Origin of the sequence: Blautia obeum ATCC 29174 (genome assembly GCF_025147765.1) — a bacterium.
In the GTDB taxonomy this organism is placed as follows: Bacteria; Bacillota; Clostridia; order Lachnospirales; family Lachnospiraceae; genus Blautia_A; species Blautia_A obeum.
The window spans coordinates 2853528-2868158 of record NZ_CP102265.1 but is presented as its reverse complement, the minus strand read 5'-3'; the positions used below and the strand labels follow the sequence as shown (position 1 = coordinate 2868158).

Genomic DNA, 14631 nt, shown 5'->3' with positions numbered 1-14631 from the left:
GGCAACATTATGAAGAAGAGATTTTCCACAATGCAGAGGTCAGGAGTCCTGAAACGTATTTTCACATGTGTGATCGCACTTGCACTTGCTATGCCGATGACGGTGCAGACAGGATGGGCGGCCACCACTTCCTACACAGTTACAGTAGCGGATGGCTATCTGGCACTTCGTAATGCAAAGGCTTATGATGACAAGAATGAAATCGGTAAGCTTTATACAGGTGATACCGTTGATGTGACAGATTCCAGTGGAAGCACCTACTGGTATGTATATGCATCACGACTCAAGAAATCCGGATATGTAAATCGCAGATATCTGGCGAATTCTTCAAGTGAACGTTATGTAAGTGTCAAGAGTGGATATCTGGCGCTTCGTAATGCCAAGGCGTTTAAATCGTCCAATGAAGTTGCAGAACTTTATACAGGAGATAAGGTACAGATTGCGGATGCCAGTGACAGTACCTACTGGCTGGTATATGTACCGGGACTTGGAAAGGGCGGATATGTAAATAAAGATTATCTGGTAAAAAATAAAGACAATACAGCATCTGCGGTTGTTACAAAGACAGTGAAAGTCAAGAGTGGCTATCTAGCACTTCGTAATGCAAAAGCGTATGATGATGCAAATGAGATCGGACAGTTGAATAACGGCGATACCGTTCAGGTCCAGGATTCCAGTGGAAGTACTTACTGGTATGTATATTCTTCCAGACTTGGAAAGAGCGGCTATGTAAATAAAAATTACCTGCAGTGATGCAGGTAATTTTTACGTAATACAGGATCAGTACTTCTGATGCTGTATTATTTTTTCTTATGTTTTGGGTCTGTATCCGTGGAAGCACGGAGTTCGTCGATCATCTGTTCGATCAGCATTTTTTTTACGTAAACATCAAAGCTGAGGAGACAGATGAAAGAAAATAATTTCAGGAAATCCCTGTCTTCTTCCGGTGCATTCTCAAAAGTTCCCTGAGCAATTTCATAGCGTTCCAGAAGCTCCTTCTGAAGAGATTCGATCTGTCCTTTTTCCATACTGAATACTTCGTTGTAGATAGCAGTGAGATCCATATCATCCATAGATTTGAAATATTTATCGGTCAGTGGTCCGAGCAGAGTCTGGATATCGCTGATCGATAAAATATTTTTGAAATAGTAGATAAAGATCAGAACCAGCAGGTGTTCTTTTGAATAGCGCTTCTTCTCAGGAGAAGGAAGCAGATTATTCTTGGCATAATTATTGATCATGGTCTTTGTAAGAATCTTGTCATCTTCATAGCGTTTGGAATGAGCAAGCTGTGCTTCCATAAAAGTAGTGACCTGATCCATATAAAGATCTATATTGGGAATATCCTCTGGTTTTACATAACCGATTCTGGAAACACGATCCAGAATATTACGGATCATGGAGTCTGTATTAACTGACATAAATTCATCTCCTTTGCCTGAAATAAAGGCAGAATGGTATTTCTAATACCTGCACGCTCTATTATATAGTTTTAAATACTACTTGTAAATGGTTTTTGCAAATGATTTTAAAATTCCTTTACCCCATACCAGGTTTCATGTATAATTAAAAAGATAGCAAGAAAACATCAGTTCGAAATAAGTAACCACAAAGAAACAGGAGATAATTGATGAATACAATTTATGATACATTGAATGACCGACAGAAAGAAGCTGTTCTGCATACAGATGGACCACTTCTGATTCTTGCAGGAGCCGGATCAGGAAAGACCAGAGTTCTGACACACAGGATTGCTTATCTGATTGCAGAAAAGGGTGTGAATCCGTGGAATATTCTGGCAATCACATTTACCAACAAAGCAGCCCACGAGATGAGAGAACGTGTGGACAAGATCGCAGGAAGCGAAGGGGGAAGTGTATGGGTATCAACTTTTCACTCGACATGTGTACGGATCCTCCGACGCCATATAGACCGTCTCGGTTATGATAATAATTTTACGATTTACGATGCGGACGATCAGAAGACCCTGATCAAAGAAATCTGCCGCAAAATGAATATTGATACCAAGAAAGTGAAGGAACGGGCACTCCTGGCTCAGATCTCACATGCAAAAGATGAGCTGCTGAATCCGGATGAGATGGAAATGAATGCAGGTGCTGATTTTAACCAGAAAAGAGCGGCGCAGGTTTATCGTGAATATCAGGCGGCACTGCGTCGGAATAATGCGTTGGATTTTGATGACCTCATATGCAAGACAGTGGAACTGTTCCAGAATTGTGGCGATGTTCTGCAGAGTTATCAGGAACGTTTCCGCTATATTATGGTAGATGAATATCAGGATACCAATACGGCACAGTTTAAGTTTGTAAGTCTTCTGGCATCCAGGTATGAGAATCTGTGTGTAGTCGGTGATGATGACCAGTCCATTTACAGATTCCGTGGAGCCAATATTGGAAATATCCTGGGATTTGAGAGGGTATTCCCGGATGCTAAAGTTATTCGTCTGGAGCAGAATTATCGTTCTACGCAGAATATCTTAAATGCAGCGAATGGTGTGATCGCAAATAATACAGAGCGTAAAGAAAAAACACTCTGGACCGAGAACCCGGAGGGAGAGAAAATCCATTTCCGACAGTTTATGAATGGATATGAGGAAGCCGAATTTGTTGTAGGGGACATTGCCCGACGACACAGAGAAGGGACAGCAGAGTATCATAACTGCGCAGTACTTTATCGAACAAATGCACAGTCCCGTCTTTTTGAAGAGAAGTGTCTGCTTGCAAATATTCCTTACAAGATCGTAGGGGGAGTGAACTTCTATGCGCGTAAAGAAATCAAAGATCTGCTCTGCTATCTGAAAACGGTAGATAATGCAGCGGATGATCTTGCGGTACGTAGAATCCTGAATGTACCAAAGCGTGGAATCGGAGCAACAACGGTCGGCAGAATTCAGGATTATGCCGACATGATGAATATCAGTTTTTATGATGCACTCCGTGTGGCAGAGGAAGTGCCGTCGATCGGACGCAGTCTTTCAAAAGTGGATGGATTTGTTACATTTATCCAGTCACTTAAGAGTAAAGCACAGGCATATTCTGTATCGGAGCTTCTGGAGGAAATCATAGATCTGACTGGTTATGTGGATGAACTGAAAGCAGAAGATACAGAAGAAGCCAGAGCCAGGGTGGAGAATATCGATGAGCTGATATCCAAAACGGTTTCTTATGAAGAGACAATGAAGGCTGAGAATAGAGAGGCAACATTATCTGGATTCCTGGAAGAAATTGCACTGATCGCGGATATTGATTCTGTAGATGAGAATCAGGATTATGTGGTACTGATGACTTTGCACAGTGCAAAGGGACTGGAGTTTCCATATGTATATCTTGCCGGAATGGAAGATGGTATGTTCCCAAGCAGTATGTGCATCTTTTCCGGTGACCAGTCGGATCTGGAAGAGGAGCGCAGGCTTTGTTATGTGGGAATCACCAGAGCCATGAAAGAACTGACTATGACCAGTGCACAGCAGCGTATGGTGCGTGGGGAAACGCAGTATAATCGCGTTTCCAGATTTGTGAGAGAGATTCCACGGGAACTGGTGGATCTTGGACATACTGTTCAGGAACACAAACCAAAGATCCCGGAGGCAAAATCTCCGCTCAACAGCTATCTGCAGATGAAGAAAAGCTTCCATACGAAGGCATTTCAGCCACAGAATTTTAAGGTAACGAAAGCGGATTCCCTGGATTACGGTGTTGGGGATACGGTCCGTCACATTAAATTTGGTGTTGGCATCGTTAAGGATATCGTAGAAGGCGGCAGAGATTATGAGGTTACTGTAGATTTTGACAAAGTCGGAGTCAAAAAAATGTTCGCTGCCTTTGCAAAACTTAAGAAAATATAACTTTTTATAATTTTCTTAAGAAATCTTAAAGTTTCTGTACTTTAGTTGTTTTACCTTTTAATGAATGATATACTGGATACATGAAAATTCGAAGGGAGTACAGAATGAAAAAAATTTTAAAAGGCCTCACGAGGATACTCCCTGCATATGGAATTTTCCCGGTTATTTTTTCGTTTGTATTTAATTGTCTTGTTTATTCAGGTTCCAGAATGATCGCAGGTGGATGGTACCACCACAATATAGAAACTGCTGTGGACAGGAGCCTTCCTTTTGTTCCGCAGTTTCTGATCATCTATTTTGGATGCTATCTTTTCTGGGCCGTCAATTACATTCTGATTGCCAGGCAGGAACGACACAGTGTGTACCAGTTTTTTACAGGAGATTTTATATCAAGATGTATCTGCCTTGGTTTCTTTCTTTTGTATCCCACAACGAATACTAGACCAGTGATAACAGATGGAGGATTATGGAATCAGCTTGCTTTGTGGCTGTACTCTATTGATGCAGCAGATAATCTGTTTCCGTCTATTCATTGTCTGGTCAGCTGGTTCTGTTATCTGGGCATCCGCGGAAAAAAAGAAATTCTGGTATGGTACCAGAGAGTGTCGGCAGTGCTTGCAATTCTTGTATTTGTCTCTACATTGCTGACGAAACAGCATGTCCTGGTGGACGTGGCAGGAGGAATCCTTCTTGCAGAACTGTGTTTCTGTATTGGCAGAAACACAAATCTATACAAAATTTACGAAAGATTTGGCAGCAGGATTGAGAAAAAGATTCTGAAATCTACAGAAGGGTGAGCTGCTTATGAAAAAAAATAAAAGAGTGATCTTTAATGGAGCTTTCCTGCTCATTGTCTTTGTGCTCACAATTTATGGAGTGTTTCATGGAGAAGACCTCGGGGCTATGATGGATGCCATTCGGAGTGCGGATAAACGATGGCTCGTGCCCGGACTTGCACTGGTGGCATTCTTTATCTGGGGTGAGTCGATCATCATATGGTATATGATGCGGTCCTATGGAATAAAACTGAAAAAAAGAACCTGTTTTCTCTTTTCATCGGTAGGATTCTTTTTCAGCTGTATTACACCATCTGCGAGTGGTGGACAGCCAATGCAGGCATATTATATGAAAAAGAAAAATATATCTATCCCGGTTTCTGCGGTTATTCTGATGATCATTACGATCACCTATAAGCTGGTGCTGGTGGTGGTCGGTATCGGAGTAGCTGTGTTTGGAAGAGGATTCCTGCATCAGTATCTGGAAGGAATTCTTCCTGTTTTCTATCTGGGACTGGGACTGAATATTTTTTGTGTGACTTTTATGACGATTCTGGTGTTTCATCCATTGCTTGCCAGATCAGCTCTTGTATGGGGACTTTCGATTCTAGAGAAATTCCATATTCTGCGTCACAAAGAAGGAAGGCTGAAAAAACTGGAAAATTCCATGGATACTTACAGAGATACAGCTGCTTATCTGAAGACACATCCGAGAGTGATCGTGAATGTCATTGCGATCACATTTGTACAGAGAATGGCAATGTTTGCAGTAACATGGTTTGTATATAAAGCATTTTCACTGTCGGGGACAGGATTCTGGGCGGTGCTGTTTCTTCAGGCAGTGATCTCTGTTTCCGTAGATATGCTTCCGCTTCCGGGAGGTATGGGAATCAGTGAGACACTGTTCCTGACAATATTCACCCCGGTATTTGGCACATTACTTCTGCCGGGGATGGTTCTCAGCAGAGGACTTGGTTATTATGGAGAGCTTTTGATCAGTGCACTTTTTACGATTGTGGCACAGCTTACGATCGGACAGGGGCATGGCAAAGAAAATAAGGAGAGTTACGAATGATAGGATTTTATGATTATACAGTAGTTGTTACATATATCAGTCTTGTTTCATCCATCCTGGGTATGTTTTGTGCGATCGACGGGAAGCTTACGCTGGCAGTATCCTGTCTGGCTTTTTCCGGACTGTGTGATATGTTTGATGGAAAGATAGCCCGGACAAAGAAGAACAGAACCGATGATGAGAAATCCTTTGGTATTCAGATCGATTCTCTCTGTGACATTGTCTGTTTTGGGATTTTTCCAATCATTCTGGGCTACAAACTTGGAATGTGTAAAGCATACAGCATTGCGATCCTTGCATTTTACGGGATGGCAGGAGTGATCCGTCTTGCATATTTTAATGTGATGGAGGCAAAACGCCAGAGCGAGACATCTGAGAACCGCAAGTACTATCAGGGACTTCCGATCACATCTATGGCTGTGATCATGCCGCTTCTGTTTGTGGCATCGGTATTTTTTCCGGGATTTCGTTATTTTGTGGGATTGCTTCATGCAGCGATGCTGATCGTAGGATTCTTGTTTATTTTTAATTTCCGTTTCCGCAAGCCGACCAATCAGGAACTGGTGGTACTGGTTGCAGTTGTGGCAGTGGCAGTACTGTTTATTCTTTTTTACAAAGAAGGATGGTGGGCTCATTACCATACGATCAGGAAACTGAAAGGAGCAGCAGCATGACAACATATACGGCAGACCGAAAAGGTCATGTAACTGAAAATGATTCGTTTCAGGACAGATTCCTGGAAAAAATGTATGGCTCTGCAATTGGCAGGGCTTTACTTAAACCGCTTGTAAATCCTGTACTTTCAGAGATTGGGGGCAGAATTCTGGACTCCAGAGTATCTGCACTGGCGGTTCCGGCATTTATAAGACATGCAGGAATTGATATGAGAGATTATGAACCGAAAAAGTATTGGTCGTACAATGATTTTTTTACTAGACAGATTCGAGAGGGTGCCAGAGAAATCGATATGGTACCGGAAGCTTTTGTCAGTCCCTGCGACAGCAGGGTGAGTGTTTATCCGATCAGTGAGAACTGTCATGTAAAAATCAAACATACATCCTATACAGTTGCTGAACTTCTGAAGAATCCGGTTCTGGTGAAACGATACGAAGGCGGACTTCTCTGGGTGTTCCGTTTATGTGTGGACGATTATCACAGATATATCTATATAGATGATGGATTTGAATCCCGGAGAGTGCATATTCCAGGTGAACTGCATACGGTCAATCCGGTCGCCAATGATGTGTATCCAATCTACAAAGAAAATACAAGAGAATATGCGTTGTTGAAGACTGTGAATTTTGGAACTGTTCTGATGATGGAAGTCGGAGCGTTGATGGTCGGCAGGATTGAGAATGTACCACTTCGTGGCCGTGTAAAACGGGGAAAAGAAAAAGGAAATTTCGCATTTGGTGGTTCGACGGTTATACTGATGACACAGAAGGAACGGGTACTGCCTGATCCAGACATTTTTATGAATTCCGAAAATGGAATTGAGACAAGAGTAAAACTTGGGGAGCGGATTGGTGTATCAGAAGTTCTGGAGTGATAAGGTGCAGAAACATAATCGAAAATTTGCGAGAAAATATGGTAAAATGGATGGATTAGTGGTATACTATGACCTATAAATAAGTGAGAGGAAGGTGCCCGTCATGAATCTGAATAATTTAAACTTGAACGAGAAAATTGAGGATTTACTTGCTGCTTTAAAGAAAAAAGAAGACGAAAAAGAAAAAAATACAGTCCTCTGGGTACTGGCTATCATAGGCGCAGTTGCAGCAGTTGCAGGAATCGCATTTGCAGTATATCGCTTCTTTGCTCCGGATTATCTGGAAGATTTTGAAGAAGATTTCGATGATGATTTTGATGATTACTTCGAGGATGAAGAAGAGTAAGATGACTGCTTGCAGAGAGAATGGCAACAGAGTAAGCGTAGCATGAAGTTCAAACAGCTCCGGCAGATAACCGGGGCTGTTTTACTGCTCTGTCAAAGACAAAAGAGTGAGGGTTACGAAGAGACAGCTGGATGCAAGTGTTTCAAATATATAAATGAGGAATAGAAAGCATGAAAAAAGGTGAAATTTACGAAGGTGTAATAGAGAAGGTGGACTTCCCGAATAAGGGATATGTTTTTGTGGAGGATCAGAAGGTTCTGATCAAGAACGGAATTCCGGGACAGAAGGTACGCTTTATGATTCAGAAGAAACGTTCCGGAAGGGCACAGGGACGTATCCTGGAGGTAATAGAAAAATCACCATTGGAGACAAGAGAACCGGTATGTAGCAATTTTCCGGCATGTGGTGGTTGCATGTATCAGACAATGTCCTATGAAGACCAGCTTCATATGAAAGAGATACAGATACGAGAGCTTCTGGAAGAGGCATTGGTCCAGGGGGGTCAGATAGATGAGAATGGAAATGCAGCTTTTGAATGGGAGGGTATTCACGGAAGCCCGATCGAATTCGGATACCGCAATAAGATGGAGTTTTCTTTTGGAGATGAGGTCAAAGACGGACCACTGTCCCTTGGCCTGCATAAGAAAGGAAGTACGTATGATATCCTGAATACTGACGACTGTAAGCTGGTGCATAAGGATATGACGGATATCCTGACTTGTGTAAGAGAATTTTTCAGAGAAAAAGGAGCTTCTTATTACAGGAAACTGCAGCACACCGGTTATCTGCGGCATCTGATGTTGAGAAGAGGTGTTACTTCCGGTGAGATTCTGGTGCATCTTGTAACGACCACTCAGGAAGAGTATGATCTGGAACCGCTGAAAGATCAGCTTCTGGCTCTTCCACTGGAGGGCAGGATTGTTGGAATCATGCATATTCTCAATGATTCACTTTCAGATGTAGTTCAGAGCGATGAGACAAGGATACTTTATGGACAGGACTATTTCTATGAGACACTGCTCGGACTGAAATTCCGTATCAGCACGTTTTCTTTCTTCCAGCCGAATTCACTGGCTGCGGAAGTACTGTACAATATTGTGCGTGATTATATCCAGAATACGAGTGGAATGGAAGTGTTTGATCTTTACAGTGGAACCGGAACGATCGCGCAGCTGCTTGCTCCGGTGGCAAAAGAAGTGATCGGTGTGGAAATCGTGGAAGATGCAGTTGCAGCAGCAAGAGAGAATGCGAAGCTGAACGGACTGGATAACTGTAAATTCATTGCCGGTGACGTCCTGAAGGTTCTGGATGATCTGACTGAGAAGCCGGATGTGATCGTCCTGGATCCACCTCGCGATGGAATCCATCCGAAAGCGCTGCCGAAGATCCTTTCCTATGGGGTAAAACGTATTGTGTATGTCTCCTGTAAAGCAACCAGCCTTGCACGTGATCTGGAGGCATTTTTGCAGGCGGGATATCGACTTGAAAAAGCCTGTTGTGTAGACCAGTTCTGCGAGACCGTGTGGACAGAAGCAGTGGCACTGCTGGTGAAGGAATAAAAGAGAGAAAATCCTTTCAGTATATTTTTACAATACTGAGAGGATTTTTTTGTGCATAAATCGTCTGAAAAGTTCTTTAAAATATATTGACATATATGAGGGTAGTGTTATAATACAATCAAACATATGAATGAATGTTCATATGAAAACGTGAATAAAACATATATGAGAAGGAGAATACTACTATGAAGAAATCTTACAAAATTGAAGTTGACTGTGCAAACTGTGCAAATAAAATGGAAGAAGCAGCTAAGAACACAGCAGGTGTTAAAGATGCAAGCGTTAATTTCATGATGCTCAAGATGAAAGTAGAATTTGAAGAAGGACAGGATCCGGACAGCGTAATGAAAGAAGTTCTGAAGAACTGTAAGAAAGTAGAAGACGATTGCGAGATTTATTTATAAGATGAAATGAGAATGCTCTGCTGCGGATGCGGCAGGGCATTTAAATAAATGGTGGGAGGAAAGAGGTTATGAATAAAAAGCAGAAAAAAATGCTGGCACGTATCATCATAGCAGCGGTGTTACTGATCGTTTTGCATTTCGTTCCGATTACGGAAATTCCGAGATTTATCTGCTATCTGGCAGTTTATCTGGTTATCGGATATGATATTGTAAAGAAAGCATTTAAAGGAATCAAAAATGGTCAGGTTTTCGATGAAAACTTTTTGATGGCCATTGCAACAATCGGTGCATTTGCGCTGGCAGTTTATGAAAAAAGCGGCGATTATAACGAATCGATCGCGGTTATGCTGTTCTACCAGATCGGTGAACTTTTCCAGAGCTATGCAGTTGGAAAGAGCCGCCGTAACATTACCGAACTGATGGATATCCGCCCGGATTATGCTAATATTGAAAACGATGGTAAGTTAGAAAAAGTAGATCCGGATGAAGTTGAGGTTGGTTCCGTTATCGTCGTACAGCCGGGTGAAAAAGTCCCGATCGATGGCGTGATCGTAGAAGGAAACAGTAGCCTCAACACCAGTGCACTGACCGGTGAGAGCCTTCCGCGCAGTGCAAAAGCGGGAGATGAGATCATCAGCGGATGCATCAATATGACCGGTGTACTGAAGATTAAGACAACAAAAGAATTTGACGAATCGACCGTATCGAAGATTCTGGAACTGATTGAAGAATCCAGTTCCCGTAAATCCAGATCTGAGAATTTTATTTCAAAATTTGCCCATTATTATACACCGGCAGTATGTTATGGAGCACTTGCACTGGCAATCCTGTCGCCGCTTGTAAATCTTGTGCTCCTTCACAATCCTGCAATGTGGGGCCAGTGGATCTACAGAGCCCTGACATTCCTTGTAATCAGCTGCCCGTGTGCTCTGGTCATCAGTATTCCGCTGGGGTTCTTTGCGGGAATCGGTGGAGCCAGCAATGCCGGTGTTCTGGTCAAAGGATCCAACTATCTGGAAACTCTGGCCCGGACAAAATATGTAGTATTTGACAAGACCGGTACCCTGACCAAGGGTGTGTTTGAAGTTGTAGGTGTTCACCATAACACGATGGAAGAAAAAAAGATTCTGGAATATGCAGCACTGGCAGAAAGTTTTTCGTCACATCCGATCAGCCGTAGCCTGAAAACTGCTTACGGTAAGGAAATTGACCAGAAACGTGTCACAGATGTAGAGGAAATCAGCGGAAATGGTGTTACGGCGAAGGTGGACGGAATCTCTGTTGCAGTCGGAAATACAAAACTGATGAAACGTATCGGCGTGGAGGCAGTAGAGTGCCATCAGGTCGGAACGGTCATCCATGTTGCAATCGATGGAGCTTATGCAGGGCATATCCTGATTTCGGATGTCCTGAAACCGACTTCAAAAGAGGCAATTGTAAATCTTAAGAAAAATGGCATTAAAGAGACGGTCATGCTGACGGGCGATATTGATAAGGTTGCACAGCAGGTAGCAGGTGAGCTTGGTGTAGACCGTGTATACAGTGAACTTCTTCCGGCTGATAAAGTAAGTAAGGTAGAAGAACTTCTCGCAAAAAAGACAGAGAAAGAGAAACTTGCCTTTGTTGGGGATGGTATCAATGACGCTCCGGTACTTTCCAGAGCAGATATCGGTATTGCAATGGGAGCTATGGGTTCTGACGCAGCGATTGAGGCTGCTGATGTAGTTCTGATGGATGACGATCCGATGAAGATCGTCAAGGCAATCCGTATCGCGAAGAAATGTATGCGTATTGTATATGAAAATATTTATTTTGCAATCGGAATCAAGGTAATCTGTCTGATTCTTGGTGCAGTGGGTATTGCCAATATGTGGGTTGCGATTTTTGCAGATGTCGGAGTTATGATCATTGCAGTGCTGAATGCGATCAGAACTTTGTTTGTAAAGAAACTGTAACTACAGGCTACAAAGTAAATCTGTGGATTCCGAATGTTTGCAGGATTGCGAGAGTGTGTAACACGAAGCAATCCGTAGTTACCTGAACTGAATAATTTAGAGAGAAAGCGAGAAAAATATGGCAGAAGAAAGAGAAGAGATCAGCTGTGAATGCCAGGAGATTCATGAAGATCTTTTAAAGATCGTGAATGAGACCATGCCGGATGAAGAGGAGCTGTATGATCTGGCAGATCTGTTTAAGGTGTTTGCGGATTCTACCCGTATCCGTATCCTGTTTGTGCTGTTTGAATCTGAAGTGTGTGTCTGTGATCTGGCAAAGGTCCTGAACATGACCCAGTCCGCAGTGTCCCATCAGCTTCGTATCCTCAAGCAGAATAAACTGGTGAAGGCCCGCAGAGACGGAAAATCTATTTTTTATTCTCTGGCCGATGATCACGTAAGAACGATCATTTCCATGGGAAGAGAGCATATTTTAGAGTAAGAAGAAGTCGGTGTATATCTGAAAGAAACAGATGTGCACCGGCATTTTTATATGGTCAAAAGGAAAAGAATAGGGTAAGATAGAAATCAGGAAAACAGACAAGGAGAAACATGATGATAAAAGCGGTCATTTTTGACATAGACAATACCTTATACAGTTATGATGAAAATCATATTTATGGAATGGAAGCTTTGGCTGTATACTGCAGGGATTCGTTTGGGATTACAACAGACGAGATGCAGGCCTGCTACAGAAAGGCCGGACGGATCATGACAGACCGGATCGGAACAGATACTGCTGCAATCCACAGCCGTATGCTGAGGATGCAGTGTATGCTGGAGCTTCTTGAACAGCCACTTTTTCCGCATGCGAGAAATATGTATCATGCCTACTGGGACACATTTATTCAGCATATACAGTCAAATCCGGGAATCCTGGAATTTATGAAAGAACTGAAAAAAAGAAAGATTCGTATCGGAATCGGTACAGATATGACTGCATACGTTCAGTACAGAAAACTGGAAGCAATTGGTGTAACACCGTATATTGATTTTATTGTTACCAGTGAAGAAGTGGGGGCAGAGAAACCACATTATCATTTTTTTGACATCTGTGTGGAAAAAGCGGGAGTTCGTCCGGAAGAATGTGCATTCATCGGTGATAATGTCCGAAAAGATATTGAAGGTGCATGGGAGAGCGGCATGAAAGGAATCTGGTATACCCAGGAAAAAGAACCGTCAGAACACAGATATTTCCCGACAATCCGGTCATTCAGAGGAATAGATGTCGATGAATTCCTGAAATAAAATGGCACGTAAATATGGTATTGAAAAATACGGACCGAACCGTTATCATATCGTAACTGCAAAGATGGGATTCCATGGAAGAACTTTCGGTGCCATGTCAGCAACAGGTCAGCCGGCTAACGGATGTTAGGTTGGATTCGGACCAATGACTTATGGATTCTCCTATGCACCGTACAACGATCTGCAGGCATTCAAAGATGCATGTACCGAAAATACGATCGCGATCATGGTCGAACCGGTACAGGGCGAAGGTGGTGTACATCCTGCAACAATGGAATTTATGCAGGGACTTCGTAAATTCTGTGATGAAAACGATATGCTCCTTCTGATCGATGAAGTACAGACAGGATGGTGCAGAGCAGGTGCTGTAATGTCTTATATGAATTATGGCATCAAACAGGATATTGTTGCGCTGTATTACAAGGCATTATAAAAGATAAATATGCCGAAGATAAACGTTTTGTAAAAGTAAGACGTACAGATGTAGTCCATATGTGGAAACATCGGTATGTCTTCTTTTATTTACAGAGAATTGCTATACAACTGTCCTGTGACATGCTATACTTTGGAGCAGATAAAACAGCCGAAGATCCGCAGGAGGGATAGGATGAATCTTTTTGAATTATATAATGTACTGAAAGACGGACAGAAGGGAAGAAATAATTTTCTGGTGACCGTGATACAGGGAAATGGGACTGGAAGCAGATATTTCCTGGCGGACGGAGAAGTGAAAGCACAATGCGGCAGCGGAGACATAGAGACAGAACGGCTGCGGGAACTGGTGCAGCCGGGGGAGAGTGGTATTGCAGAAGCAGATGGGAGAAGATTATTTGTGGAATCACTGAAACAGCCGGCACATCTGGTAATCTGTGGAGCGGGACATGTGGCACAGCAGGTGATCCTTCTGGCAGGAAAAGTTGGATTTACGGTGACTGTTCTGGAGGACCGTGTGAGTTTTGCAGGAGAAGCACTACGCGCAGGAGCGGATCAGGTGATCTGTGACAGTTTTGAAAATGCACTGAAGCAGATTCCGGGAAGTGAAGATACGTATTTTCTGATAGTGACCAGAGGGCATCGTTATGATCGGGTATGTCTGGAGGCAATTTTGAAGAAACCCTATGCTTATGTCGGAATGATGGCAAGCAGAGGAAGATCGGCTCTTCTGAAAAAACAGATGGAGGAAGATGGTTTTGACAGAAAGGTTCTGGATGAGATACATACACCGGTAGGACTTGATATCCATGCAGAAACACCGGAGGAAATTGCAGTCTCCATTGTTTCAGAACTGATCAAAGAGAAAAACAGTGTGCGTAAGACGAGTGGTTATGACGCAGAACTGTTGGACTATCTGACTGGTGAGAAGGAGCCGGACACAAAGAAGGCACTTGCGACGATCGTTGCAAGAAGAGGTTCAGCACCCAGAGGCATTGGAACAAAGATGCTGGTCCTTGAAGATGGAAGAATCATAGGAACGATCGGAGGCGGATGCATGGAAAGTGAAGTACAGCATCTCTGTTTGCGAATGCTTCATGAAGAGAGGGCACAGGGGCAGATCTTTACAGTAGATATGACTGCTTCACAGGCAGAAGAGGAAGGACTCGTATGTGGCGGTACGATCCAGGTATTTATGGAAGTAATATGATATCTGAAAATTGTTTCGTGCTGTGCATGCCCATGATTCTGTCTGGTATCAGAAAATAAAAAATACAATTATGGCAGAATGTGTGTTATAATACTGGATATTAAAAAGAAGATGTAATTGCCGGTCGGAAGATACTCGGATTTTCTGTCGGCGTGAACAATGGAGGATGAAGA

The 14631-nt window shown here is 42.8% G+C and carries 14 protein-coding genes and 1 pseudogene; 14 read left to right on the top strand and 1 reads right to left on the bottom strand.

The window, feature by feature from the left end:
• The first annotated feature begins 9 nt into the window (after window positions 1-9).
• The gene (locus tag NQ503_RS13860; RefSeq protein ID WP_005427845.1) at window positions 10-753 is read left to right on the top strand and encodes an SH3 domain-containing protein; all 744 of its coding nucleotides are present in this window, start codon (window positions 10-12) and stop codon (window positions 751-753) included.
• 47 nt (window positions 754-800) lie between these two features.
• Here the strand turns inward: NQ503_RS13860 and NQ503_RS13855 are convergent, their stop codons facing one another.
• The gene (locus tag NQ503_RS13855; protein WP_005427844.1) at window positions 801-1421 is read right to left on the bottom strand and encodes a DUF1836 domain-containing protein; all 621 of its coding nucleotides are present in this window, start codon (window positions 1419-1421) and stop codon (window positions 801-803) included.
• 209 nt (window positions 1422-1630) lie between these two features.
• On the opposite strand from NQ503_RS13855, the gene pcrA reads away from it, so the two are divergent.
• The 13 genes and pseudogenes from pcrA to NQ503_RS13790 all read left to right on the top strand — a co-directional run bounded on the left by pcrA (window position 1631) and on the right by NQ503_RS13790 (window position 14458).
• Window positions 1631-3865, top strand: coding sequence for a DNA helicase PcrA (gene pcrA / locus NQ503_RS13850; RefSeq protein WP_005427840.1), 2235 nt, complete (start codon window positions 1631-1633; stop codon window positions 3863-3865).
• 104 nt (window positions 3866-3969) lie between these two features.
• On the top strand, window positions 3970-4662 hold the full coding sequence (locus NQ503_RS13845) for a phosphatase PAP2 family protein (protein WP_044926201.1): 693 nt from the start codon (window positions 3970-3972) through the stop codon (window positions 4660-4662).
• Between the two features lie 7 nt (window positions 4663-4669).
• The gene (locus NQ503_RS13840; protein ID WP_117592425.1) at window positions 4670-5716 is read left to right on the top strand and encodes a lysylphosphatidylglycerol synthase transmembrane domain-containing protein; all 1047 of its coding nucleotides are present in this window, start codon (window positions 4670-4672) and stop codon (window positions 5714-5716) included.
• The gene (locus NQ503_RS13835; RefSeq protein ID WP_005427830.1) at window positions 5713-6390 is read left to right on the top strand and encodes a CDP-alcohol phosphatidyltransferase family protein; all 678 of its coding nucleotides are present in this window, start codon (window positions 5713-5715) and stop codon (window positions 6388-6390) included. The genes NQ503_RS13840 and NQ503_RS13835 overlap by 4 nt, the downstream gene beginning before the upstream one ends.
• Window positions 6387-7265: a phosphatidylserine decarboxylase gene (locus NQ503_RS13830; RefSeq protein WP_005427829.1), complete on the top strand. Its 879-nt coding sequence runs from the start codon at window positions 6387-6389 to the stop codon at window positions 7263-7265. The genes NQ503_RS13835 and NQ503_RS13830 overlap by 4 nt, the downstream gene beginning before the upstream one ends.
• Window positions 7266-7368: 103 nt before the next feature.
• A complete protein-coding gene (locus NQ503_RS13825; protein WP_005427824.1) occupies window positions 7369-7611 on the top strand; it encodes a hypothetical protein in 243 nt (80 codons plus the stop codon).
• A gap of 170 nt (window positions 7612-7781) precedes the next feature.
• Window positions 7782-9170, top strand: coding sequence for a 23S rRNA (uracil(1939)-C(5))-methyltransferase RlmD (gene rlmD / locus NQ503_RS13820; protein WP_005427820.1), 1389 nt, complete (start codon window positions 7782-7784; stop codon window positions 9168-9170).
• Between the two features lie 185 nt (window positions 9171-9355).
• Window positions 9356-9574: a cation transporter gene (locus tag NQ503_RS13815; RefSeq protein WP_005427815.1), complete on the top strand. Its 219-nt coding sequence runs from the start codon at window positions 9356-9358 to the stop codon at window positions 9572-9574.
• A 68-nt stretch (window positions 9575-9642) separates the two neighbouring features.
• The gene (locus tag NQ503_RS13810; protein WP_005427813.1) at window positions 9643-11529 is read left to right on the top strand and encodes a heavy metal translocating P-type ATPase; all 1887 of its coding nucleotides are present in this window, start codon (window positions 9643-9645) and stop codon (window positions 11527-11529) included.
• Window positions 11530-11647: 118 nt separating this feature from the next.
• Window positions 11648-12010, top strand: a complete 363-nt coding sequence (locus NQ503_RS13805; RefSeq protein WP_005427812.1) for an ArsR/SmtB family transcription factor — start codon at window positions 11648-11650, stop codon at window positions 12008-12010.
• A gap of 110 nt (window positions 12011-12120) precedes the next feature.
• The gene (locus tag NQ503_RS13800) at window positions 12121-12816 is read left to right on the top strand and encodes an HAD family hydrolase (RefSeq protein WP_005427811.1); all 696 of its coding nucleotides are present in this window, start codon (window positions 12121-12123) and stop codon (window positions 12814-12816) included.
• A pseudogene (locus NQ503_RS13795) lies at window positions 12815-13231 on the top strand (aminotransferase class III-fold pyridoxal phosphate-dependent enzyme); the annotation flags it as partial. The gene NQ503_RS13800 and the pseudogene NQ503_RS13795, both read left to right, overlap by 2 nt.
• 192 nt (window positions 13232-13423) lie before the next feature.
• Window positions 13424-14458, top strand: coding sequence for an XdhC family protein (locus NQ503_RS13790; protein WP_005427808.1), 1035 nt, complete (start codon window positions 13424-13426; stop codon window positions 14456-14458).
• Window positions 14459-14631: the final 173 nt, after the last annotated feature.